22 protein-coding genes are annotated in these 21,968 nt (G+C 71.9%); 5 read left to right on the forward strand and 17 right to left on the reverse strand.

The window, feature by feature from the left end; genetic code table 11:
• The 3 genes from HUT12_RS01150 to HUT12_RS01160 all read right to left on the reverse strand — a co-directional run bounded on the left by HUT12_RS01150 (nucleotide 1) and on the right by HUT12_RS01160 (nucleotide 2,206).
• Nucleotides 1-669, reverse strand: a complete 669-nt coding sequence (locus HUT12_RS01150; RefSeq protein WP_131056960.1) for an SAF domain-containing protein — start codon at nucleotides 667-669, stop codon at nucleotides 1-3.
• On the reverse strand, nucleotides 666-1,538 hold the full coding sequence (locus HUT12_RS01155) for a hypothetical protein (RefSeq protein WP_254877016.1): 873 nt from the start codon (nucleotides 1,536-1,538) through the stop codon (nucleotides 666-668). The genes HUT12_RS01150 and HUT12_RS01155 overlap by 4 nt, the downstream gene beginning before the upstream one ends.
• A 95-nt stretch (nucleotides 1,539-1,633) precedes the next feature.
• Entirely contained in the window at nucleotides 1,634-2,206 is a 573-nt protein-coding gene (locus HUT12_RS01160; protein ID WP_176092278.1) for a hypothetical protein, read from the reverse strand.
• A gap of 728 nt (nucleotides 2,207-2,934) precedes the next feature.
• Between HUT12_RS01160 and HUT12_RS01165 the strand changes: the two genes are divergently transcribed.
• Together HUT12_RS01165 and HUT12_RS01170 are read left to right on the forward strand one after the other, a co-directional pair.
• Entirely contained in the window at nucleotides 2,935-3,615 is a 681-nt protein-coding gene (locus HUT12_RS01165) for an A24 family peptidase (protein ID WP_254877017.1), read from the forward strand.
• 82 nt (nucleotides 3,616-3,697) lie between these two features.
• Nucleotides 3,698-6,082 carry a glycoside hydrolase family 65 protein gene (locus HUT12_RS01170; protein ID WP_254876692.1) on the forward strand — a complete coding sequence of 795 codons (2,385 nt, stop codon included), beginning with the start codon at nucleotides 3,698-3,700 and terminating at the stop codon, nucleotides 6,080-6,082.
• Between the two features lie 61 nt (nucleotides 6,083-6,143).
• On the opposite strand, the gene HUT12_RS01175 is transcribed toward HUT12_RS01170, so the two are convergent.
• Nucleotides 6,144-6,596 carry a hypothetical protein gene (locus HUT12_RS01175; RefSeq protein WP_176092281.1) on the reverse strand — a complete coding sequence of 151 codons (453 nt, stop codon included), beginning with the start codon at nucleotides 6,594-6,596 and terminating at the stop codon, nucleotides 6,144-6,146.
• Nucleotides 6,597-6,905: 309 nt separating this feature from the next.
• Nucleotides 6,906-7,664 (reverse strand): hypothetical protein, encoded by a 759-nt coding sequence (locus tag HUT12_RS01180; protein WP_176092282.1) that lies wholly within the window; start codon nucleotides 7,662-7,664, stop codon nucleotides 6,906-6,908.
• Nucleotides 7,665-8,162: 498 nt separating this feature from the next.
• On the opposite strand from HUT12_RS01180, the gene HUT12_RS01185 reads away from it, so the two are divergent.
• Together HUT12_RS01185 and HUT12_RS01190 are read left to right on the forward strand one after the other, a co-directional pair.
• A complete protein-coding gene (locus HUT12_RS01185) occupies nucleotides 8,163-9,248 on the forward strand; it encodes a sensor histidine kinase (RefSeq protein WP_176092283.1) in 1,086 nt (361 codons plus the stop codon).
• Nucleotides 9,245-9,919 (forward strand): response regulator transcription factor, encoded by a 675-nt coding sequence (locus HUT12_RS01190; RefSeq protein WP_176092284.1) that lies wholly within the window; start codon nucleotides 9,245-9,247, stop codon nucleotides 9,917-9,919. The genes HUT12_RS01185 and HUT12_RS01190 overlap by 4 nt, the downstream gene beginning before the upstream one ends.
• Before the next feature lie 37 nt (nucleotides 9,920-9,956).
• Here HUT12_RS01190 and HUT12_RS01195 read toward each other — a convergent pair whose 3' ends face one another.
• Nucleotides 9,957-10,868, reverse strand: coding sequence for a UbiA family prenyltransferase (locus HUT12_RS01195; protein WP_176092285.1), 912 nt, complete (start codon nucleotides 10,866-10,868; stop codon nucleotides 9,957-9,959).
• A 241-nt stretch (nucleotides 10,869-11,109) separates the two neighbouring features.
• Here HUT12_RS01195 and HUT12_RS01200 point away from each other — a divergent pair, with 241 nt between their 5' ends.
• Nucleotides 11,110-11,763 carry a response regulator transcription factor gene (locus tag HUT12_RS01200; protein ID WP_217705936.1) on the forward strand — a complete coding sequence of 218 codons (654 nt, stop codon included), beginning with the start codon at nucleotides 11,110-11,112 and terminating at the stop codon, nucleotides 11,761-11,763.
• On the opposite strand, the gene HUT12_RS01205 is transcribed toward HUT12_RS01200, so the two are convergent.
• Genes HUT12_RS01205 through HUT12_RS01255 form a run of 11 tightly spaced genes read right to left on the reverse strand, consistent with a single transcriptional unit; the run spans nucleotide 11,695 to nucleotide 21,939 of the window.
• Nucleotides 11,695-12,471, reverse strand: a complete 777-nt coding sequence (locus tag HUT12_RS01205) for a 4'-phosphopantetheinyl transferase superfamily protein (RefSeq protein WP_176092287.1) — start codon at nucleotides 12,469-12,471, stop codon at nucleotides 11,695-11,697. The two genes, HUT12_RS01200 and HUT12_RS01205, sit on opposite strands and share 69 nt — an antisense overlap.
• On the reverse strand, nucleotides 12,471-13,826 hold the full coding sequence (locus HUT12_RS01210) for a condensation domain-containing protein (protein WP_131051902.1): 1,356 nt from the start codon (nucleotides 13,824-13,826) through the stop codon (nucleotides 12,471-12,473). Before HUT12_RS01210 ends, HUT12_RS01205 begins: the two co-directional genes overlap by 1 nt.
• Nucleotides 13,814-15,172, reverse strand: a complete 1,359-nt coding sequence (locus tag HUT12_RS01215) for an MATE family efflux transporter (protein ID WP_131051901.1) — start codon at nucleotides 15,170-15,172, stop codon at nucleotides 13,814-13,816. The genes HUT12_RS01210 and HUT12_RS01215 overlap by 13 nt, the downstream gene beginning before the upstream one ends.
• Nucleotides 15,165-16,316 (reverse strand): acyl-CoA dehydrogenase family protein, encoded by a 1,152-nt coding sequence (locus HUT12_RS01220; protein ID WP_254876693.1) that lies wholly within the window; start codon nucleotides 16,314-16,316, stop codon nucleotides 15,165-15,167. Before HUT12_RS01220 ends, HUT12_RS01215 begins: the two co-directional genes overlap by 8 nt.
• Nucleotides 16,294-16,863 carry an acyl-CoA dehydrogenase family protein gene (locus HUT12_RS32625; RefSeq protein ID WP_254876694.1) on the reverse strand — a complete coding sequence of 190 codons (570 nt, stop codon included), beginning with the start codon at nucleotides 16,861-16,863 and terminating at the stop codon, nucleotides 16,294-16,296. The genes HUT12_RS01220 and HUT12_RS32625 overlap by 23 nt, the downstream gene beginning before the upstream one ends.
• Nucleotides 16,857-17,729, reverse strand: coding sequence for a hypothetical protein (locus HUT12_RS01230; RefSeq protein ID WP_131051899.1), 873 nt, complete (start codon nucleotides 17,727-17,729; stop codon nucleotides 16,857-16,859). Before HUT12_RS01230 ends, HUT12_RS32625 begins: the two co-directional genes overlap by 7 nt.
• Before the next feature lie 2 nt (nucleotides 17,730-17,731).
• Nucleotides 17,732-18,022, reverse strand: coding sequence for an acyl carrier protein (locus HUT12_RS01235; protein WP_131051898.1), 291 nt, complete (start codon nucleotides 18,020-18,022; stop codon nucleotides 17,732-17,734).
• On the reverse strand, nucleotides 18,019-19,356 hold the full coding sequence (locus HUT12_RS01240) for a type III PLP-dependent enzyme (RefSeq protein WP_131051897.1): 1,338 nt from the start codon (nucleotides 19,354-19,356) through the stop codon (nucleotides 18,019-18,021). Before HUT12_RS01240 ends, HUT12_RS01235 begins: the two co-directional genes overlap by 4 nt.
• Nucleotides 19,353-20,723 carry an ATP-grasp domain-containing protein gene (locus tag HUT12_RS01245; protein WP_217705937.1) on the reverse strand — a complete coding sequence of 457 codons (1,371 nt, stop codon included), beginning with the start codon at nucleotides 20,721-20,723 and terminating at the stop codon, nucleotides 19,353-19,355. The genes HUT12_RS01240 and HUT12_RS01245 overlap by 4 nt, the downstream gene beginning before the upstream one ends.
• Nucleotides 20,724-20,731: 8 nt before the next feature.
• Nucleotides 20,732-21,664: a ketoacyl-ACP synthase III family protein gene (locus HUT12_RS01250; protein ID WP_176092289.1), complete on the reverse strand. Its 933-nt coding sequence runs from the start codon at nucleotides 21,662-21,664 to the stop codon at nucleotides 20,732-20,734.
• Nucleotides 21,661-21,939 carry an acyl carrier protein gene (locus tag HUT12_RS01255; RefSeq protein ID WP_131051894.1) on the reverse strand — a complete coding sequence of 93 codons (279 nt, stop codon included), beginning with the start codon at nucleotides 21,937-21,939 and terminating at the stop codon, nucleotides 21,661-21,663. Before HUT12_RS01255 ends, HUT12_RS01250 begins: the two co-directional genes overlap by 4 nt.
• Nucleotides 21,940-21,968 lie beyond the last annotated feature (29 nt).

The following is a 21,968-nucleotide window of genomic DNA, read 5'->3' on the forward strand; positions in this document are numbered from 1 at the left end:
TCAGGCCGCCTTGGTCAGCACGACCGCGATCCGATCCTGGGCGGCCAGCGCCACCACCGCCGGTACGTCCCGAACGGCGAGTGCCAGATAGACCACGACCTCGTCCCGGCCCTCGGTGCTGACCGCGTCGGTGACGGTGGCGGTGAACCGGGTGGCGCTCGACGACGAGCCGCCGCTGCTGTTGCCGTCGTTGTTCGGGGTGCTCACCAGCAGGACCTGATCGCCGGGGCGGAGCTTCGGCGCGGGGACCTGGGCCGCGCGCAGCCCGAGGGCGAGCTGCTGCTGCCCGGGGCCGAGCAGCGGGTCGTCGGTGAGCTGGGCCATGGTCAGCAGCGTCCCCGGGGCGAGCGAGACGGCGGCCCGCATCCCGATCACCTCGGCGAGCCGGCCGGACGGCACCGGGTCGAGCCCCTGTCCACCGGCCACCTGCACGGCCACCAGGTCGTCCGCGCCGATCACGCTGCCCACCTCGACGGTCTGCGCCACGGCCAGGTAACTGCCCGTGGCGCGGACCGAGGTGATCGCGAAGGCCGAACCCAGCCCGCCGAGGGCGATCAGCAGGACGGCCAGGCCGAGCAGGCCGGGGCGTACCCGGCGCTGCCGGACCACCCGGGGTGGGGCGACCGGCGCGTCCACCGAAGGGTTGCCGTTGCGGGTCGCCACGCTCATCGGGTCACCACCTGAAGCTCGTTGATCTGGATCTCGACCACACCGGTGGTGCGGGTGACGCCGGGGATGGTGCCGCTCCGGTCGCCGCCTTGCCACGTGACGTTCCAGTGCGTCGTCGCCTGCACCTCGTACGTGTCGGCTATCGGGTAGCCGCTGTGGTAGCCGCAGTCCGGGGACTTCTGGCCGGCGTGCCGACCATCCCGGTCGTACGCGGTGCCCGGGCCGTCGCAGGTGATCTTGACGTCGTTGCCCATGTCCCAGACGACCTCTTTGACCACGGCGCGGATACTGACCGTCAGGCCCCGGTCCGAGGCGGAGGCGGTCAGCGGGCCGAACTGGTTGGGCCCGCGTTCCGCCCACATCCAGACCGGCAGGCCGACCAGGCCGGGCCCGATGCTCTTCCGGGGGGCGACCCTGGCCCGGGGAGCGACGAGGCTGATCGAGGCGAACGCCCGGCGGGCCAACTCCTCCGGGTCCGGCGGGGCCCCGAAGCCGGGTGGCGCCTCCGGCAGTTGGACGGTCACCACCGAGCCGAGGTCACCGCCGTTGCAGGCGCGGGTGTACCACAGGTACCCCTCGTCGGCCTCCGGCTGCGGCTCCGCGAGCTTGTAGTAGCAACCGTCGTTGCTGTTGAACCAGCCCAGATCGTCGTCGTAGCAGGGGATGGTGCGTCCGTTCCACTGGCAGACGCCACTGCCACCGCCCCCGTTGTTACCGCCGTTGTTGCCGCCGCCGCCGTTGTTGCCACCGTTGCCGGGGGTGCCCCGGTCGTCGTCCCAGACGTTGCAGTTCGGCTGGGCGGGCGGGCACTCGGCACCGGGGTCGGCGTGCGCCGGCACCCCCGGCCCGGTGGTCAGCAGCAGGGCCAGGGCGCTGCCGAGCAGCGCGCGGCGGACCAGCCGACCAGGGGACTGCGTAAGCCCGACGGACTTCCGGGTTCGGCGGCTCCTGCCGACTCGCGCGGTCAGCACGGCTGGTCCCGGTGGGCGGCACCGGCGCTGATCAGCCAGCGACCGTCGGGGTAGCGCATCGCGGTGGCGGTGGCCAGGTGCCGGGAGCCCCGGGTCCCGGGCACCGTCTTCTTCCCGTCGGAGCGGTAGACCAGCCGGTAGCCGGTCGCGTCGAGGCAGTCCTGAATCTCCACGGTGGGTGGTGCGGCGTCCAGGTTGACCGAGATCACCGTGGGATCGGAGCGGATCGTGCCGACGCTGACCGCATCGTTGTCGCGGGCCTTGCGCAGACTCAGCCGGACCCGGGTCAGCAGCGGGTCACCGAGGAAACGGGTCAACTCCGGGTGCTGCGGGTCGCTGTGCCGGCTCGCCGTACGGGAGGCGGTGAGATAGCCGGTGTAGGCCGCCAGCGCAGCCTTCTCGGCGGCCTTCTCCTCGGCCACCCGTTGCGCGTCGGTCGGTGTCCCGCGTCGCTCGGACGCTGTCGCGGTGGTCGCTTCCTGAGCGCCACCGCAGGCGGTGGTCGTGCCGACTGCCGCCACCGCGACCAGACCGGCCGTCCAGCGACTGAGCTGCCGTGCTCGCACCTTCGTGCCCTCCTCGGTGCTGATCCGGCGACCGCCGTCGCCGGCGTTTCCCAGGCGTGCGGTAGTGCGACCGGAGGGGCGTTCCCCGGTCCTGCCCGAATCGCAGCCGCATTTACCTGTTTGGATCTCTAGAAATGCACTGCCTGGCTGGTGATGCCCCCGTGGACATGGGTTGCGCCGCGTCCAAGGGGCGAGCATAAGCTGATGCCGGCCGATGCGACAGAGGCAATTCAACCGAACACGCTGAGTCATGGATGGTGGTGGTGTCGGGTGGTTACCGGTAGGTTGCGGGCGTCGGTCGCGACGCGCGGAGCGTCGGCCGGGCGCGGGCGATCGGCCACGCCCTTCCGTCGTTCGTGGAGCGGTCGATCAGCCGTTCGTCATGTGGCGGGAAATGGCATGTGGTCCGATCTGTCCCCGGTCATATCGGACCCGGGTTCGCGCCAATTGCATTCCATGGGAATTGCATCAGTCTCTCCGGCGCGTTTCGGCCGACACTCCGCGAGAGGCGGAGGAGTCCCGGCCCGACATTCGTGCCACCACCCGATCCGAGTGGACACACTACGGTCCGTGGTGGGCTCGACCGGGCAGTCTGCCGCATGAGCCGGCACGACCCGAGCCCACCGGTCCGCGACCGGGCACCGGCCGACCACCGGCCACCGTCGGACGCCTCCACCACCCGCCGGCCGGGCCCGCGCCTCCTGGCCGCGCTGGCGATCACCCCACTGATGCGGTACGCGATCGCGCGCTTCGCCGTACCCGCCGAGGTCGGTAGCCGGGCCGGCTGCGACGCCTGCGGCGCCTCGATCAGCCTTGCCCGGCCGTGGCCTGCGCTCGGGCCGACCGCCCGCTGCGCCGGATGCCGCGTGCGGGTCGGCGCGCCACCGGGCACCGTCGAGCTGGCCGCCGTGGGCGTCCTCGCCCTGCTGCTGCTGACCCGCCCGCCGGTCGCCGAACTGGCTGCCGCCGCGTGGTGGCTCGCCTTCGCGATCCCCCTGGTCTTCGTCGACCTCGCGGTGCACCGGCTGCCGGACCGGCTCACCTGGCCGGCCGCCGCCGGCACCTGGCTGCTGCTCGGCGTCGCCGCGCTGACCGGTGCCGGGGTCGCGCCCTGGTGGCGTGCCACCGCCGCCGGGCTCGGGCTGGCCCTCTTCTTCGCGGCCACCACGCTGCTGCTCGGTGCACGCGGATTCGGCATCGGCGACGCCAAGCTGGCGCTCGGCGCGGGCGCGTTGCTCGGCTGGTACGGCTGGAGCCTGCTCGTGACGGGACTGCTGCTCGCGCTGGTCCTCTCCGGCCTGGTGGCCTTGGTCCTGCTGGTCAGCGGCCGGGCCCGCTGGTCGAGCCACCTGCCGTTCGGGCCGTACCTGGTGCTCGGCACCCTGGGGGCGCTGCTGCTGGTGTGGTGAGTGGGCCGGCTCCTGGTGTGGTGCGGGGGCCGGCGGGGAAATGACGGTCCGCAGGGCTCGTCGTCGCACCCCAGGAGGCGCTGTGCAGAGCACCCCCGACCGGCCGTCATCGGCACCGGACGGCCGGTGGCGGATCGTCCGTACCCAGGACGACCTCGACCGGCTCGGCGAGACCGAATCGATCTTCGCGTTGAGCAACGGCTGGGTCGGCTGGCGCGGGACCCTGGACGAGGGCGACCCCTGCGAGATGCCGGGCAGCTACCTCAACGGGTTCCACGAGCGGCGGGCGCTCGACTACCCCGAGGACGGGTACGCCTTTCCGCAGCTCAGCGACACGCTGGTCAGCGTGCCGAACGCCACTCTCGTCCGGCTCTGGGTCGGCGGTGAACCGCTGGACGTCCGCACCGGCACGCTGCGCTCCCACGAGCAGGTGCTCGACCTGCGGGCCGGGGTGGTGGAGCGGGTCACCGAGTGGACCTCGCCCGCCGGGCACGGGGTGCGGGTCCGCAGCACCCGGCTGGTGTCGCTGCCACGTCGCCGGGTGGCCGCCCTCGACTGGACGGTGGAACCTCTGGACGAGGCGGTCGAACTGCGGATCTGCGCGGACCTGCTGGCCAACGAGCGGGTTCCGGAACGCGACGACGACCCCCGGGCCGCGGCGACCATCCACGACCCGCTGGTCGCCGAGCATCACCACGCCGACGGCACCGACGGCGTCCTGGTGCACCGCACCGAGCACAGTGACCAGCGGATCGCCGTCGCCGTGGCACACCGGTTGTCAGCCCCCGACGAGATCGCCACCAGCACCGACGTCACCGAGGACCGGGTCCGGCTCACCCTCACCGGGACGGTCGCGCCCGGTCGGCGGGTACGCCTCACCAAGTACGCGGCGTACGAGTGGGTGCCGGTCGACGGCACCGACGCCGAGGAACTCGCCGACCAGGTGACCGCCGAGGCGGACGCCGCCCGTGCGGCGGGCTTCGACAGCCTGCTCGCCGACCAGCGGGCCGCCCTCGACACCGCGTGGCAGACCGCCGACGTGGTGCTCGACGGCGACGAGGAACTGCAACAGGCCATCCGGTTCGCCATGTTCCACCTGATCCAGGCGGGCCGGCCGGACGGTGCGTTGAGCATCCCGGCCAAGGGGCTGACCGGCAACGGATACGACGGACACGTGCTCTGGGACACCGAGCAGTACGTGCTGCCGGTGCTGACGTACGTCGCCCCCGGGGTGGCCCGCTCGGCCCTGCTCTGGCGGTACGCGCACCTGCCCCAGGCACGGGAACGCGCGGCGGAGCTGCGGCTGACCGGCGCCACCTTCCCGTGGCGGACCATCGGCGGTGAGGAGTGCTCCGGCTACTGGCCGGCCGGCACCGCCGGGCTGCACGTCAACGCCGACATCGCCGACGCGGTGCTGCGTCACGCCGCTGCCACCGGCGACGAGGAGTTCCGGGCCGGAGCCGGGCTGGAACTGCTGGTGGAGAGCGCCCGGCTGTGGCAGGGTTTCGGACACTTCACCGACGACGGCGGCTTCCACGTCTACGGCGTCACCGGCCCGGACGAGTACGCCGCACTCGTCGACGACAACGCCTTCACCAACCTGATGGCCCGGCGGAACATGCGCGGTGCGGCGGACGCCGTCGAGCGCTATCCGGAGGCGGCCGATCGGCTGGGGGTGGACCCGTCCGAGGTGGCTGCTTGGCGGGCGGCGGCCGACGCGATGGTGCTGCCGTACGACGCCAAGCGCGGGGTGCACCAGCAGGCCGCCGGCTTCACCACCCAACCGGAGTGGAACTTCGACGACACCGGCGACGACGACTATCCGCTGCTGCTGAGCTTCCCCTACCTGGAGCTGTACCGCCGCCAGGTGGTCAAGCAGGCCGACCTGGTGCTGGCGATGCTGCGCTGCCCCGGGGAGTTCACCGCCGAGGAGAAGGCGGCCAACTTCGCCTACTACGAGGCGCGTACGGTCCGGGACTCGTCGCTGTCCGCCGCGCCGCAGGCGGTGCTCGCCGCCGAACTGGGTCACCTCGACCTGGCGTACGACCTGTTCGCCGAGTCGGTGTTGCAGGACCTGTTGGACATCGGCGACAAGACGGGTGACGGATTGCACCTGGCGTCGCTGGGCGGCTCGTGGCTGGCCCTGGTGCAGGGCTTCGGCGGCATGCGCGACGACCGCGAGCTGCTCTCGTTCGACCCCCGGCTGCCGGACCGGATCGACCGGCTCGCGTTCAGCCTCTGCTGGCACGGGCACCGGCTGCTGGTCACCCTCACCGCCGACGAGGCCCGCTACGAGTTGCCCGACGCTCCCGCCGACGCCGCCGTCGAGCTGTGGCACCACGGCGAGCAGGTGCGGGTGGTCGCCGGTTCCCCGGCCCGCCGGCCGATGCCGACGGTGCCCGACTTCGGCGACGAGCCGACCGCACCTCCGGGCCGCCGACCCGCCCGCCGCGCCGCCGCCGACTGACGCGCACCGAGGTAAGGAGGGGTCCCCTGCTATGCACGAGGCGTTAGCAGGGGACCCCTCCTTACCTGCCGGTCATGCGCTGCCGTACGGCGGCCAGCTCGTCGAAGGCGTACGCCCAGTTGTGGCACTTGAAGCTGCGTAGTCCGTCGATCGGCGAGCGGCAGTCGGTGCAGCGGACGCCGGCGATGGCGGCGGGCAGGCCGGTGTTGACGTACCGGCGGTCGCCGAGGATCACGGTGGCGATCATCGCCGGATCGTGGACGCCCTTCAGCGCCGAGGCGACGATGTCGTACCAGGTGATCCGGCGACCGCAGGTGGGACAGTCCGGGTGGTCGCCGCTGACCCAGAGCGGTGCGCCGATGGTGCGCGGCGGCATACCGAGCAGCTTCTCGATCCGCCGGACGTCGGCTTCCGGGGTGGTCCACCGGTGCCGGCCGGGCAGCGACGCGGGTGAGTCGTAGACGGCCTGGAACAACGTGGGGTCGACCTCCACGGTCTCGCGTTCACTGGTCATCGGCGTCCCTTCCGGTCGTCGGCGCCCCCACCGTGGTGGCCGGCGGGCGGCGGGCACAACCGGATCAACGACACGGCGGCCCGGCCGGTCCGCGCATCGGCGCGCCGCCGGCCGGACGTCTGCGGACGATGCGTCGCCTGGCCGCCCGCGCGGTGATGCTGCGCCACCCGTGGGCGCCCGGCCTGCTCGGCTCCCGCCCGACCGTGCCGTCCGGGGTGTACGCCTACTACGACCAGATCATCGCGACGTTGCGCGACGGCGGATTCTCGTACCGCATCGCCCATGCACGCGTTCGGCAGTCTCGCGCGGTCAGAGCGGTAGCAGGCCCTCGGCCAGGCTCCGCTTCACCTGCCACTCGCCCTCCGACCCGGTGGGCCAGGGAAAGCCGCCGCTGCCGAAGACCTGGTTCAGGTAGGCGACGAACGAGGTGGTCGTCTCCCCGACGAACAACCCGTCCACGCACCCGTCGGGCAGTACGAAGCCGTACGGCCCGCCACCGCTGGTGTTCTCCTTGTGCAGCCGGTCCGGCGCGACCGGGAGCACGAACACCCCCGGGTCCTCGTCGGTCGCCTGCTCCTCCTGCCAGTCGGCCCATTCCTCGTCGTAGTAGTCGCGCAGGGACGGTCCGTCCGGGTGGCGGGATCCCTCCAGCTCGATCACCAGCGGGTCGGCCGACGCCGAGGTGGGCCACTCCGGATGCGTGCCGACCAGCCAGACGTCGCCCACCAGCCGCACCCAGGAGCAGAGCGTCATCGGCACCGCGCCGAACCGGTCCCGCAGCCAGCCGGCGTACGCGTCGGCCTGCGCGGTCGGCGGGGCGTACGGGCACGACACCGGCGTCTCCTCGTCGTCGTTCTCGTGGAACCGGTAGCCGTCGGCGGTCAGCCGCGCCACCACGACCTCGACGTTCTGCCGGGCCCGACGGGCCATCTCGTCACAGACCGACTGCGCCTCCTCGACCAGCTCGGGGTGGAGCCGGATCGCGCTGCCCCACTGGTGCAGCTCGTGCCAGACCTGTTCCCGTTGGCCCCTGCGGTAGCGGCTGAGCCACTGCGGCGACGAGTTCATGGCCGCAGCATGGCGTACGCCTGCGACAGTCCGTCGGCTCGGCGCGCCGTGTGGCGGAACTCGCCGTCCACAAGGGACGAAAAGCGGTGCGCCGCCGGGATCGTCGGGCATCCGGCTCCCCCTTTCGGTCAATCAATGTTCACCGTTCGACGAAGGCCGATCATCAATTTGATCGATCACTTCTCGGGTCGCACGCATCGGTTTCCGAATATCTGCCGACCGGTCGGTCCAAAACGGTCTTATCGTCGCTGAGTTCGGCGTTCGGGAATCCGCTTTCCGGCCAGCCGTCCGCAGTGGTTCGTCGCGGCGGGGTGGTCGACGGGCGCGCGGCATCGGTGACGGTGGGCCCGCATCTTGCTTGCTGTGACCCATCTCTCCTGTTAGAGTGATCGCCTCGGGAGCGCTCCCACGAAACACGCCGGTAATCGGATCCACCGCGGGGACACGTAACAGGAATATTTGTGGGCCTAATTAGTGGAATCGAATACAGGGAAGCACGTGGGTGATCAGAAAAGTACGCACGACGGGCTGGCCGACGAGATCTTTCGGGAGCATCACCGGCGTCTGGAGTCGGCCTCGATCGCGCTGACCCGTAATGCGCCGGTCCTCGGTCAGTTGCGGCGCAACGTCCACGCGATCGTCACCGACGTGGCGGAGCAATTCGACCTGCCGGCGTCGGCGTTCGACCCGTCCGCCGACGTCGACGGGATCGACGAAGTGGTCGACCACGCGCTGCTGCCCACCGAGATCGGCGTGGACCGGGCGCTGCGCAACATCCACCCGATCGAGTCGCTACGGGCCGCCGCGCTGCTCTTCGAGGTAGCGCTGCCGATCATCCTGCGCCGGTACGTCGTCACCGATCCGGCCCGGGTCGCGGCCATCGCCCTCGCCCTGCACGACGCCATCTCCCGGCGGGTGTCGCTCTCCTCGCTGGCCTACGTGAACTACCTGATCGAGAAGTTGCAGGCCTCGCGCCGCGAGGAGCGTCGCCGGATCGCCCGCGACCTGCACGACCGGCTCGGTCACTCGATCGGCCTCGCCCTGCAGAACCTCGACCTGTCCCGCCACTACGGCACCCACGACCGGCCCCGGGCCGACGCCAAGGTCGGCGCGGCGATGCACGAGATGAGGGAGGCCCTGCAGACCGTGCAGGAGCTGACCGCCGAACTGCGCCGCTCGTTCGGCGCGGACGGCATCGAGCCGGCCCTGCGCGGTTACCTCTCGGCCAGCGTGCCGGCCACCATCTCGACCGGGCTGACCGTCACCGGCGACGTCAAGGTCATGCCCCGCGAGGTCGGTGAGGAGCTGTACCTCATCCTGCGCGAGGCCGCCCGCAACGCGGTGCGGCACGGCGAGGCCACCGAGCTGCGCATCACGATCGTCGCCACGGAGGACGCGATCAACGCCGAGGTGATCGACGACGGTCGTGGCTTCGACCTGATCGACGCCCAGACCGCCGGTTTCGGGCTCCGGTCCATGGCCGAGCGCGCCGACCTGCTCAACGGCAGGTTCACCATCACCTCCGCACCCGGCAGCGGCACCGTTGTCGCGGTCGAGGTGCCGCTCTACGGCCCGGAAGGATGAACACCCCGGACACCATCCGCGTGGCGGTGGTGGACGACCACAACCTGTTCCGTGAGGGCCTCAAGGAGGTGCTCGGCACGGACCCGACCATCCGGATCGTCGGTGAGGGCGGCAGTGGCCCGGAGGCGGTCGAGCTGGTCGTCGCCCACCAGCCGGACGTGTTGCTGCTGGACGTGGAGATGCCCGGGGCGGGGGTCACGGAGACCATCCGGCAGGTGCTGCACCAGCGCCGGGAGGTGCAGATCATCGTGCTCACCATGCACGACGACGCCGAGTTGGTCCGTGAGGTGCTGGAGGCGGGCGCCAGCGCGTACATGTTGAAGACGATCCTGCGCGACGAGTTGCTGGCGGCGGTCCGGTCGGTGCGCCGCCCGTCGGCGAACGTCCTGCTGGCGGTCTCGCGCGGCACGGTCGAGCAACTGGACCGCCGCCCGCCCGGCTCGGGCGGACCGGGCACGGCGCTGACCCAGCGCGAGCGGGAGGTCCTGGTCCTCGCCGCGAGCGCGCTGAGCAACCAGCAGATCGCCTCCCGGCTGCGTATCACCGAGGCCACCGTGAAGCGGCACCTGACCAACGCGTACGCCAAGCTCAACGCCGTGTCCCGGGTGGACGCCATCCGCAAGGCGGTCGCCCGCCGGATCATCTCCGACGGGCAACGGCTCTCCCGCTGAACGGGCGGGACCGGCGACGGAACCGGCGGGCGGTCGCTCAGCTCGCGAGGCACTGGGCGATCACCGTCAGGTGCACGGCGTACTGGGTGACCATGAAGGCCCGGTAGGGGCGGCGTCGGCGGTTCCGGTCGCCGTGGCTGGTCCGGGTCAGCACGCAGACGCCCAGCACCACCGCACCGGCCAGCAACAGCCCGGCCGGCGGCACCAGGGTCGGCTCGGCGACGGCGACCGCAGCCAGTCCCGCCGCGACGAGCAGCGCGCCGGTCGCGAGCAGCCGGCGTGCGACGCGTTCGGGCAGCACGATCGGCAGGGTGTGTCGACCGGCCAGCCGGTCGCCGGCCACGTCCGGCAGGTCCTTCGTCATCCCCACCAGGCCCATCCAGAACGACAGGGCCACGGCCACCGCCACCGCCCGTGGGTCCGGTACGCCGCCACCGGCCGCGTACCAGCCGGCCAGGTAGGTGACCAGGCCGCCGGCCACCACCACGCCGACGAAGCCGGGCAGGTTGGACTTCTGCGGTCGGGGCGCCGCCGAGTAGAGCCAGCCGAGCGCCAACATGGCCGCCACCAGGACGGCGAAGCCGGGGGAGACCAGCAGGCCGAGGGCCATCGCGAGCAGGCTGAGGGCGGCCGCCGCCCCACCGGCGGAGGCGGCGGACAGCGCACCGGTGGCGAGCGGTCGGCCCGAGCCGTTGTGCCGGTCCTCGGTGCGGTCGCAGAGGCCGTTGAGCAGATACACCTGCCAGGTGGCGCAGAGCCAGGCCAGCGCGCCGATAGTCAGGTCCCGTACCGCGGTCGGATGAAATGGCGGTGCGGCCAGCAGCGCGCCCGTCAGGAAGCGGAGCTGGAAGACGGCCTGCACCACCGGCCGGCTCTCCGAGAATGAGAGGCCGACGACGCGGGACAGTGAACCGCCCGACAGCGGATCCGCAATCGACTGAACAGACATCGGCGCCCCTCGAATAGCGAAAAATTATCGATGCGTCTATTCTCGGTCAGTCGGGTGGTAATTCGGCTCCGCCAACGACGGCAGTTACGTCTACTACTTTGGTCGTAGGTCGTCTGCCCCCTTCGCGCGGTGCGTGCACCACCTCCGTAGCTACCACTACTGCGGCCCATCCCGAATGTTTATGGTGGCCCTGCGACGCTATTTCGACGAGCGGAAGCGAACGGGGGAAATGGTGCAGCAGATGATCTGGCCGGTTATGTCCGCCGAATACCGGCCGGCAGTGCCGGCCGACGCCCTGACGATCGCCGTGGTGGTCGACAACGAGGTGACCCGGCGCGGGGTGGCAGCCGTCGTGCAGCAGGTGCCGGAGGTGCGGTTACGGGCCGGTCCGGACGGGGCGGACGTGGTCATCGCCTCGCCCCGGGCGCTGAGTCGCGCCGACTCGCTGCTGGGGCACGACGACGGGCGGCAGCACAAGCTCCTCGTGCTGCTCGACGAGCCGGACCAGGTGGACATCGTGCGCTGGCTGACGCCGGACGGCTACCTCCTGGCCACGGACCTCACCCCGGAGTCCCTGCACCTGGCGTTGACGCAGGTGGCCGACGGCCAGTTGGTGGTGCCCACCGAGTTGAGCCGGCACCTGCTCAGGTTGGCGACCGGCCGGACGAGACGGGACCGCGTCCGGGCACCGGTGCTCACCGCTCGCGAGCGGGAGACGCTGGCGCTGCTCGCCGAAGGGCTGAGCAACCGGCAGATCGGCCGTCGGCTCGGTGTCTCCGAACACGGCGCCAAAAGGCTGGTGGGCAACATCATGACCAAACTGGACTCACCGAACCGCACGCTCGCGGTGGCGATCGCCCTGCGGGAACGGCTGATCCAGGCCGAACCGGCGTAACCCCGGCCAGGTCCGCACCACCACCCGGTAGTCGGCGGTCCCGGTCAACGCGACCGACGCCAGGTGCCCGTCGCCGAGCGTGAGATCCCGCACCACCCACGGACCGGGCAGACCCGTCCCACCCCGGCACCGCAGGCCGCGACCGTACGGTTGCGATCCGGCGACCCGTACCCGGAGTCCCTGCACCAGCCGCCCACCGCTGGCCTTCACGCAGGCCTCCTTGCGGGTCCAGTAGCGGAGGTACCACCAGTCCTGGGCCGGACCGCGAGCGCGGCCGACCCGGGACGCCTCGCCCGGCGGGTAGAACCGCGTCGCCAGCCGACCCACCGGTGACGGCGTGCCGTCCAGGTCCGGCCGGGCGAGACGCTCCACGTCGACCCCGACCTCCCGGCCGGTGGTGACCGCCAGCAGGGCCAGGTCGGCCGAGTGCGTCAGGTTGACCTTCGTCTCCGGCTGTCCGAGCAGCGCCGGCTTACCGTGCCGCCCCCGGTGCCAGACCACCCCCTCCGGAGGTACGCCGAGATACCCGCCGAGGATCAACCGGCTGGTGGCGTGGGCGTGGACGTAGCGGCGGCGCACCCGGGCGTCGCCGAGCCGGTCGGCCCGGCGACGCTCGTGCGGGTCCAGCAGGTCAGCCGGATCCGGATCACCGGCGAGTGGACGGCCCAGCGGAATCCGCCAGACGTGGACGACGCCGTCGAGCCGCATCACGGTGCTCCGGTGGCCGCCAGGACCCGTTCCTGCGCCGCCACCGTCACCAGCAACTCCTCGATCTCCCGCAGGATCCCGGCGGCGTCGTCGCGGCTGAGCCGGGCGGTGTCGGCCCGTACGGTCAGCTCCAGCCGGTCCGGCCCGTCCTCGATGACCTTGAGGAAGAAGGTCAGCTCGTCCACCTCGTACCCGGTGCCGAAGGTGAGTCGGCCGGTCGCCTGCGCGGCACGCAGCCGCTCGGCGGTCACCTCCTCGATCGGGCCCGTGTCCGGCCCGGCCTGTCGCAGGTCGTTGAAGTAGCAGGACGGGTCGGCGGTGGCGGCCAGCGTGCCGCGCAACGCGCTGATCGCCTGCCGGTCACTGATGCCGCTGCGGTACGCCTTCATGGCCGTACCCCAGCAGCTCTTGACCAGCACGGCGAAGTCCTCGGCGGAGACGTCGATCGTGGCCGGCACGTCCTGCACCAGGTTGCCGACGTAGCCCCGCAGCTCCGCCCGGTGCCGGTTGCCGGCGATCAGGGTCATCGGCACCCGGTCGTGGCCGGTACGCCGGCCGAGGACCTTCGCGGTGGCCGTGAGCAGCACGACGGAGCTGCCCGTGGCGTACCGGGTGGCGATGGCGTCCAGGGCCAGCTTGACCGCGCTGGTGCTGAGCGTCGCGACGGCGTACCGGGGGGACTCCGGCTCCCGAGGGGTGAAGATCGCCGGTGGGGCGGTCGCCAGTTGCTCCCGCCAGTGGGCCAACGATCGTTCCTGGACCCGGCGCCCCGGTTCGCTCTGCTCGAACTCGGCCAACTCGACCGGCTGCATCGCGGGCGGCGGCAGTTCCTCGCCGGCCAGCAGCCGGGCCAGTTCGGCACCGATCACCCGGGTGCCCAGGTAGTCGGTGGCCGCGTGGGACACACAGGTGATCACCACTCGGGGTGCGCCGTCCAGCACACCGACGGCGGGCCGGATCGGCCACTGGGTCGTGTGGTCGAACCGGTGCCCCCGGACCTGTGCCTCCAGGTCGTCGACGAGCGCCCGTGGATCGGGATCCTCGGCGGTGGCCTCGCAGATCTCCACCGGCAGTTCCCCGGCGGCCATCACCTGCTGCATCAGGTCCCCGGCCGGATCGCGGTGGAAGAGGGTGCGCAGCGCCTCGTGCCGGCGGACCAGGGCGCCCAGCGCGGCGAGCACGCCCGGCAGGTCCACCCCCTCGGGCACCGGGGTGAAGACCGTCGAGTTGTAGAAGGAGGTGTCCGGCATCTGCCGGTCGATGTCCACCCAGATGCTGCGCTGTCCCAGGGTGGCGGGGGCGAGTACGCCCCGCTCGCCGTCGATGCGTACCGCCTGCCGGGTCATTCGCGCCATGCCGCCGCCTCCTTCTCGTCCTGGTCGTGGTCGGTGGTCTCCGGGGTCGGGGTGCCCGCTCGTCGGCGGACGAAGAGGACGGTGGCGAACACGGCGGCGATGCCGAACAGGTTGGCGATCGCGATCGTCCAGTACAGCGGCTCCGGCCCACCGGCGGACCGGGCCAGGTAGCCGCCGACCGCCACGATGCCGCCGAAGTAGACGACGTTCAGGGCGATCGCGAGTGGCCCGCCGCCGACCTGCTCCAGCACGGTGAGCGCGGCGAGGACCAGGCCCATCAGCACGAAGGTGGGTGCGACGATGCCGAGGTAGCGGGACGCCTCGGCGGCCACCGCCGGGTCGGCCGCCGTCACCCGGGCCAGCCAGTCCCGGCCGGTCCACACCACCAGCGCGCAGACCACGTAGAACGCGGCGGTCACCTGGAGGCCGGCGCGCAGCACGCCCGGCATCCGGTGGCTCTCCCCGGCGCCCCGGTACTGGTTGGCGACGATCGCGGTGGCCGCGCCGATCGCCACACCGGCGACGATCACCACGCTCTGCACCACGTACGCCACCGCGAAGCCGGACACCACGGTCGCGCCGAAGGCGCTCACCACCCAGGTCAGCGCGAAGTTGCTGGCGAAGATCGCCACGTACGACGCGAAGACCGGCAGACCCACGCCGGCCAGCAGGCCGAACAGGTCGGGTCGCCAGGCCAGCGACGTGCCGGGCTGCCACACGCCGGTACGCCACAGCAGGTAGCCACCGAGCGCGCTGCCGACCACGCCGGACGCGGCGATGGCGATCGGCACCGACCAGAGGCCCAGGCCCAGACCGCCGGGCAGGCCGAGCGCGGCCACGCCGACGATCTCCACGGCGGCGGCGGCGAGGAGTACCGCCGCTCCCTCCCGGGGGCGTCCCGCGCCCCGCAGGGTGGCTCCGCAGAGCACCGACCCGAGCCCGAGCAGCGCGGCCAGGCAGACCCACCGGACGAACCACACGAAGTCGCTCTGCGCCCCCGGGTCGACCCCGAACAACTGACCCATCCCGGGTGCGGCGAGTCCGAGCAGCAGCAGCACCACGACCGACGCCACGGCGCCGATCCGGGCGAACCCGGCCAGCGCCCGGATGCGGCTCCCGGCGTCGTCGCCGCTGAGCGCCGACGCGACCTGGTTCGGTACGGCGAGCCCGGCGTGCAGGGCGATGATCACGAACATGATCGGGGTGAACAGCGAGCGGATGTAGAGCGAGTCGTCGCCCATCCGGCTCATCAGGGCGACCACCACGAGTGGGACCAGGACGCCCACCAGGTCGCCGAGAACCATCGGCGAGGCCTGGCGCAGCACCTGGCGGCGGTACTCAGTCATCGTCGAACCTGCCCTTGGTCAGTGCGTGACAGACGGTGAGCCGCTGCACGTTGCGGGTGCCCTCCATGAACTCGACCCCCCGGGCGTCGCGGGCCAGCTTGTCCAGCCAGGGATGCGCGAACCGGGACCCCGGGCCGAGGATCCGCAACGCCTGCTGGGTGGCCTCCTCGGCGAGCTGGGCGGCCTGCGCCTTCGCGGCCGAGGCGTAGTAGCCGTTGCGGGCGTCCCGGTCCACCTCGTGAGCGGCGCGCAGGATCAGTTGGCGTGTGGTGTGTACCCGATGACCCAGCCGGTCCAGCTCGTCGCGACCCCGTCCGGACTGCGATCGAGCATACTCGATGGCGGCCCGCGCGATCCCCAACGCGATGGCGGCCACCCCGGGGCGCAGCAGGTTGAACGTCCGCAACGCACTCCACATGCCGCGTGCCGAGGCCGGCAGATGGGCGCCGAGGATCCGGCCGGGCGCCACCGGTACGCCGTCGAGGCGGATCGCGCTGATCTGCGCGCCCCGCAGGCCGACGGTGTCCAGCGCCTGGGCGTGGTAGCCGGGAGCCGACGTCTCCACCAGCACCGCGACCACCCCGAGCGGCCCCGAGCCGGTACGCGCGAAGACCGTGCCCACCTCGGCACGGGTGGCGTTGCCGACGTACCGCTTCTCGCCGTGCAGGGTCGCCGACCCGTCCGGCGCCTTGCGGAGCTGCGTGCTCAGCGACATCGCGTCGGAGCCGCGTGCCGGCTCGGTCAGGGCGAAGAACGTCCAGGTGGGACGCGACCGCACCCGCCCGAAATACCACTCCTGCTGGGCCTCGTCGCCGAGCATCCCGACCAGCACGCCGGAGAGCGAGGCACCCGGTGAGGCCAGGAACATCCCCGCGTCGCCGAAGGCGATCTCCTCGGCGGCGACCACCCGCTCCACGGCGGTGCTGCCGTAGTACGTGTACCTGCCGATCCGCATCGGGTCCGGTTGCAGGTGCGCCGGGATCATCGTCTTCCCGACGTAGTCGATCGCGGGCAGGTCCAGGTGCCGATAGACGGTGTCCGGGTCGCGCTCCAGGTCGAAGGCGTACGGCCGCAGCTCCGCCGCCCACTCCCGGGCGTGCTCGCGCAGTACCCGCAGCCGGTCATCCGGCTCGATGATCGCCATGGTCAACTCCGTCGAGGTACGCGTCGGCGAGCAGTTCGGACAGGTGCGCGATCCCGCCCGGCCCGTCGGTCAGGAAGCCGCCGGCACCGAGCAGCCGCAACGACGCGCGGTCGGCGTCGGTGAGCTGGCGGTGCAGGTAGGCGGCGAGGGAGGGGTCCGGGTCGTGCTCCAGTGCGTCGAGGACCGCGGCGACGCCCTGCTGCTCGGTGACGATCTCGGCGAGGCTGCCCTGGACCAGTTGCTGCTGGATCAGCGGCACCCCACCGGTCGTCCGGCCGGTCAGGTACTCCCTGGCCTGGTCGAGCAGCCACTGCGAGACGCCGAGCCGCATCCAGGTCAGGCCGAGCACCCACCCGGCGGGCCGGTCGTCCGTCCCACCGGAGAGGTGCTGCCACCCCGGCGGGCGCAGCCCGTGTCCGCGCGGCCCGTGCACCGTCTCCGGTGCGCCGGTCGCGGTCAGCAACGCCGTCCAGCCCGCCACCAGGCCGTCCCGGCGGGCCACCGTCCGACAGTGGGCCAGCGTGACCACCGCCTGCGCGGTCACCACGTCGGGTCCCAGGCGAGCACGGTGAGGTAGCGCAGCACCGGGTCGTACTCGGCCAGCACGGTCCGGCCGGTGAGCTGCCGGGCGGTGGTCCAGATCCCGGTGCAGAGCGTGCCCCGCCCCACCCGGTGCACCCGCTCGGCCCGCAGCGCGACCTCGGCGGTGACCGGCACGTCGTAGCCGGCCACCAGCGCGAACGGCCGACCGTCGCGGGCCGAGATCTCGTCCAGGACGTCGACCAGCAGCGCCGCTGCCGCCGCCGGGTCGACCTCGGTGCGCTGACCGAGCAGCACGCCGGTCTCGCCGGGCGCGGTCGGTCGGAAGGCGTACGCCACCGCGACGTCCTCGGCCGGCACCCGCTCGGTCGCGTCCACCTCCCAGGGCAGGTTGCGCTGGTCGAGGACGACAAGGGCGGTACGCGCGTCGGCTGCCGCGTCGCGCAGGTGGTCGGCGGCCAGCCGCAGCGCGGTGAACGGCGCGGTGACGCCCTGGTCGCTGACGCAGAACACGGTCGGGCGACCGGGTGCCGCCTCGACCAGGTAGCACCCGGCCGAGGCCCGGGAGTCGATGTCCGGGGTGGCGAACGCGAGGACGATCCGGCGCAGCGTGTCCACGCCCGGGGTCAGCTCGGCCACCACCGTCGACGCCATCGTCGTGTACGAGGTGACCTGGGCCTTGGCGAGGAACTCCGGGTCGTAGGAGCGGCCGTAGGCGCCCACCATGTCGGCGAGGTAGCGGTCCAGGCCGTCGTCCTCGATCGGCCCGTTGCCGCGGAAGGTGCGGGCGGCGGACGCCGCCGGCCGGACCGGCAGCTCCCGAAGGAGGCCGGTCCGGTCGGCGGCGAGCCGTGGTGCGACTGTGGTGAACACGGTCAGCGGCTCACGTGCTCGTTGACGTACTCGGAGAGGGTGGTGACGGTCTCGAAGTGCCGCTGCTCCAGGTCGTCCGGGTCGAACTCGGCACCGAGCTCGTTCTCCAGTTCGAGCAGCAACTCCAGCACGCTGGTCGAGTCGAGCCCGAGGTCGTCGAAGAGCCGGGTGTCCGGGGTGATGGTGGCGACGTCCCGCTTGAGGACGGCGGCGAGTGCGGTGCGGACGCTGGCCACCACGGCCTCGTCCACCACCGGCGCCGGGGGCTGACCCTGCACAATCGTCTCGGTCATGACACGCGAATCCTTTCGTTCGAGGGGTGTCCGTTGCTGGTGACGGTCGACACGAGTCGGGCCGGTGCGGCCAGCTCGTCGTGCGTCGGCTGTCGGCTGAGCAGGTCCTCCGGGTCGTCCCGGTGCCGGACCAGGTAGGCGTGTCCCTCGTGGACCAGCACCTCGGCCGGGTAGCCGTGGCTGAGGAAGTGCACGGGGGAGGCGGTCGGCCCGTACGCCCCGGAGCGCAGCACCCCGATGAGGTCGCCGGGACGGACCGTCGGCAGCGGCACGTTCTTGCCGATGGTGTCGTTGGGCGTACAGAGCGGGCCGGTGACCTGCCACTCCGCCACGGCCGGCTCGGCCGGACGGTTGAGCAGGACCATCGGGTAGTTGCGCTTGACGAAGGAGCCGGTCCCGACGGCCGCCATGTGGTGGTTGGTGCCACCGTCGGCGACGGCGAAGCGCTGGCCCATCGACTCCTTGACGTAGCGGACGCCCACCACGTACACACCGGAGGGCGCGGTCAGGTACCGACCCAGCTCCATGATCACGCGGGTGTCCGGGTGCCGGTCGCGGAACGCCTCCACCACCGGGTTCACCCGCTCGGCCACCAGGGCCGGGTCGAGGTCGGTCTCGCCCTCGAAGTACGCCACGCCCAGCCCGCCGCCGATGTCGACCATCTCCAGCGGGAAGCCGTGCCGCAGCGCCAGCCGCTCGGCGAGCTCCAGGATCCGCGCGGTGTTCTCGGCGATGACCTCTTCGCTGAGGATGCGGGTGCCCAGGTAGGCGTGCACGCCCATCACCCGGATGTGGGGGTACGCGCCCAGGTCGGGCGCGGCGAGGAGCTGCGCCTCGTCGATGCCGAACTGGCGCGGCTTGCCGCCCATGGTCAGCCCGCCGCCCTTGACCGCGAACTCCGGGTTGACCCGGAGCGCGACCGGCGCGACGACGTCGTGCTCGGCGGCCACCTCGTTGAGCAGTTCCAGCTCGCCGAAGGACTCGACGACCACCGCGTACACCTGCTCGCGCAGGCAGGCGGCCAACTCGTCGCGGCTCTTGCCGGGTCCGAGGAAGATGATGTCCCGGGGTGCCACCCCGGCCCGCCGCGCGGTGATCAGCTCGGTCAGCGACGACACCTCCGCGCAGGCGCCGTAGCCGTGCAGCACCGCGCAGACCGACAGGTTGGGATTGGCCTTCAGCGAGAAGAACATGTCCACGGCGGGGTGCAGGCGCTCCCGCAGGCCCTGGTACTGCCGCCGCAGCTGCTCGCCGTCGTAGACGAACATCGGCGTGCCGAATCGCTCGGCCAACTCGGTGATGCCGATGCCCTGCACCTCGTGCTCGGCGGTCATGATCCGGTCCTTTCGGTCAGGCCGGCGACCACGCCGGCCACGTGTTCGTCGAGCTGGCGCACCCGCTCCTCGGTCGGCGCGACGACCAGCGCGTAGAGCCGGCCGTCGAAGTCGCCGTCGCCACCGGCGGCGGCGTTGACCGTGGCGAAGTTGTTCACCAGGACGCCCTCCTCACCGGCCCGGGTGAGCAGGACGTCGCCGAGCGCCCCGTGCAGCCGCTTGAACGGCAGCGGCTCGGGCAGTCGCAGCGGGTACTGCCGGGCCAGCGCCACCCAGCCGGCGGGGACGAAGCGCTCCTGCAACGGGAGCTGGTAGGTGGACATGTTGTTGCGGGCGTTGATCTCGGTGACCGGGAAGAGGCGCTCGTCGTCGCCGACCATCGCGTCGACGCCGACCACTCCGACGTATCCGTCGGCGTGCAGCCGCTCGCCGAGCAGTCGGGCCGCGTCCCGGATCTCCGCCTCCTGGCGGTCGTCGAGCCGGGCCGGGATGCGGTGTCCCTTGTGCACGCCGGACTCGGTGATCGCCTCCTTGACGAAGTCGAACCGGACGTCGCCGTCGCGCCCCACGGTCATCTGGTAGTTGAGGTCGGCCCGCTTGGCCACGAACTCCTCCACCACCAGGGCGACCCGGTCGGAGCCGGTGGTGCGGGCCTTGCGGCTCACCATCCGGTCCATCTGGTCCAGCCGGCGCGGGTCGTCGACCACGACGATCCCCTTGCCGGAGACCCCGTACGCGTCCTTCACCACCACCCGGCGGCCGTCCGAGAGGATCTCCTTGGCCCAGGCGACCGCCGCCGACCACTCGGCGATCGTGACGCAACCCCGACCGGCCGGCTGCCGCAGGCCCACCTCGTCGGCGACCTGCCGGCTGTAGACCTTGCTGTTGACGGCCTTGCAGGTCTGTGCGGAGCTGCCGGCGATCCGGATGCCGGTGCGGGCGGCGATCTCCTCCTCCAGCACCGAGACGCCGTGCACCGACAGGTGCGCGCCCTGCTCCGCCCACTGGGCCATCCGGCGCAGCAGCTCGGAGTCGGCGAGTACGTCCTGGCTGACGGTGTGCTGCGGGTTCTGCGCCGACACGGTGTGGATCTCCGGCAGCTCGACGCCCAGGCCGGTCAGGAAGGCCAGGTAGTCGGGGTCGGGGGCGGCCTTGAGCAGCACCCGGTCACCCGCCCCGGCCAACAGCAGCGCGAACTCGTCCATCCGGTTCACCACCGCGCTGCCGGAGCCGAACGCCATCCGGGGCAGGCCCGGCTCGTCCTCGCCCCACACGTCCTCCACCTCGAAGTTGCCGAGGAAGACGAAACGCGCCTCCGGGTCGCCGGTCACCGCGGTCTTGAGCCGGGGTATGAACGGTGCGGTCATCATGCCTCCTAGTGCTCGAAGACCATGGCGGAGAAGGTCGCGCCGAGCCCGACGGCGACCATCAGGTAGCGGTCGCCCGGCGCGAGCCGCTCCAGTTCCAGGGCCGTCTGGTAGTTGATGAAGGAGTCGGCGCAGAAGCAGTGGCCGGTCGACGCGACGTTGTCCAGCAGCACCCGGTCCACCGGGTAACCGAGCTGCTTGCACAGCCGCACCCAGGAGAGCCGGTTCACGTTGTGCGGCAGGATCAGGTCCACGTCGGAGAGCGCGACACCGGCCTGCGCCACCGCCGCCATGACCACCTCGGCCAGACCGTCCTGATAGATCGCCTCGAACTCGGCGGCCCGCGCGGCGTCCATTCGCAGACCGGCGTTGAACTGCCCGTACGTCCGGGTGGCGTAGCCCAGCAGCCGGTCGTGGTCGCCGCTGAGCCCGACCAGGACGGCGGCCGAGCCCTCGCCCATGAAGGTGGTGTTCGGGATGAGCTGCGCGGTGGGGGTGAACGCCTTCTCCCCGGCGAAGACCAGGGCCAACGCGTCCGGGTCCCCGTCGGCGGCCAGCAGCTCACCGGCGAGGTGCACGGCGAGCAGCCCCGACGCGCAGGCGTGCTGGGTGACCGCGAACGAGACCGCGTGCTCCAGGCCGAGCGCGGTGCGGACCTGGTGCAGCGGGTTCTCCGGGTACGGCGCCACGGTCTGCAACGTGCGGGCCTGGAGCACGTACCGGACCTGGCTCTCGCGTCCGGTCAGCGCGGTCAGCTTGCCGGCCGCGTTGATCATCATCTGGGTCAGGTCGCCGTCCGGGTCGTAGCGCACCTCGGACAGGCCGTAGAAGCGGCGGAACGTCGCCACCTGCTTCGGGTCCATCGCCAGTCGGGCACCGATCTCCTCGATCGGTACGACCGCCGACGGAAGATAGGCGGAGACCGCCTCGATGGACGTCACCGGGCACCCGCGGGTTGTTGTCCGGCGATCAGTTCGGTCAGGTGCGCGGTCAGCTCGTCGATGGTCGGGTGGTCCCAGACCAGGGTCTCGCTGAGCCGCATGTCCAGGTGCGTCTCGATGTCGCCGCAGAGAGCGAGCGCATAGACCGAGTCCAGGCCGTACTCGGCGAGGCGGACGGTGGGGTCGATCTCGTCCTCGGGCCGGCGCAGGTACTCCGCGACGCAGCGGGTCAACCAGGAACGCAGGTCGCCCGCGCCCTCGGCGGTGGATGCCATGTGGGTTTCCTTCCTCGGATGGTTGGCGG

Source organism: Verrucosispora sp. NA02020 (assembly GCF_013364215.1).
Taxonomy (GTDB): Bacteria; Actinomycetota; Actinomycetes; order Mycobacteriales; family Micromonosporaceae; genus Micromonospora.

Excerpts from the sequence above, each read along its gene's own strand:
- HUT12_RS01150 (WP_131056960.1), bottom strand. The coding sequence starts at position 669 with ATGAGCGTGGCGACCCGCAACGGCAACCCTTCGGTGGACGCGCCGGTC.
- HUT12_RS01165 (WP_254877017.1), top strand. The coding sequence starts at position 2,935 with ATGCGGTACGCGATCGCGCGCTTCGCCGTACCCGCCGAGGTCGGTAGC.
- HUT12_RS01175 (WP_176092281.1), bottom strand. The coding sequence starts at position 6,596 with ATGACCAGTGAACGCGAGACCGTGGAGGTCGACCCCACGTTGTTCCAG.
- HUT12_RS01180 (WP_176092282.1), bottom strand. The coding sequence starts at position 7,664 with ATGAACTCGTCGCCGCAGTGGCTCAGCCGCTACCGCAGGGGCCAACGG.
- HUT12_RS01190 (WP_176092284.1), top strand. The coding sequence starts at position 9,245 with ATGAACACCCCGGACACCATCCGCGTGGCGGTGGTGGACGACCACAAC.
- HUT12_RS01195 (WP_176092285.1), bottom strand. The coding sequence starts at position 10,868 with ATGTCTGTTCAGTCGATTGCGGATCCGCTGTCGGGCGGTTCACTGTCC.
- HUT12_RS01200 (WP_217705936.1), top strand. The coding sequence starts at position 11,110 with ATGATCTGGCCGGTTATGTCCGCCGAATACCGGCCGGCAGTGCCGGCC.
- HUT12_RS01205 (WP_176092287.1), bottom strand. The coding sequence starts at position 12,471 with ATGCGGCTCGACGGCGTCGTCCACGTCTGGCGGATTCCGCTGGGCCGT.
- HUT12_RS01210 (WP_131051902.1), bottom strand. The coding sequence starts at position 13,826 with ATGGCGCGAATGACCCGGCAGGCGGTACGCATCGACGGCGAGCGGGGC.
- HUT12_RS01215 (WP_131051901.1), bottom strand. The coding sequence starts at position 15,172 with ATGACTGAGTACCGCCGCCAGGTGCTGCGCCAGGCCTCGCCGATGGTT.
- HUT12_RS01220 (WP_254876693.1), bottom strand. The coding sequence starts at position 16,316 with ATGGCGATCATCGAGCCGGATGACCGGCTGCGGGTACTGCGCGAGCAC.
- HUT12_RS01235 (WP_131051898.1), bottom strand. The coding sequence starts at position 18,022 with ATGACCGAGACGATTGTGCAGGGTCAGCCCCCGGCGCCGGTGGTGGAC.
- HUT12_RS01240 (WP_131051897.1), bottom strand. The coding sequence starts at position 19,356 with ATGACCGCCGAGCACGAGGTGCAGGGCATCGGCATCACCGAGTTGGCC.
- HUT12_RS01245 (WP_217705937.1), bottom strand. The coding sequence starts at position 20,723 with ATGACCGCACCGTTCATACCCCGGCTCAAGACCGCGGTGACCGGCGAC.
- HUT12_RS01255 (WP_131051894.1), bottom strand. The coding sequence starts at position 21,939 with ATGGCATCCACCGCCGAGGGCGCGGGCGACCTGCGTTCCTGGTTGACC.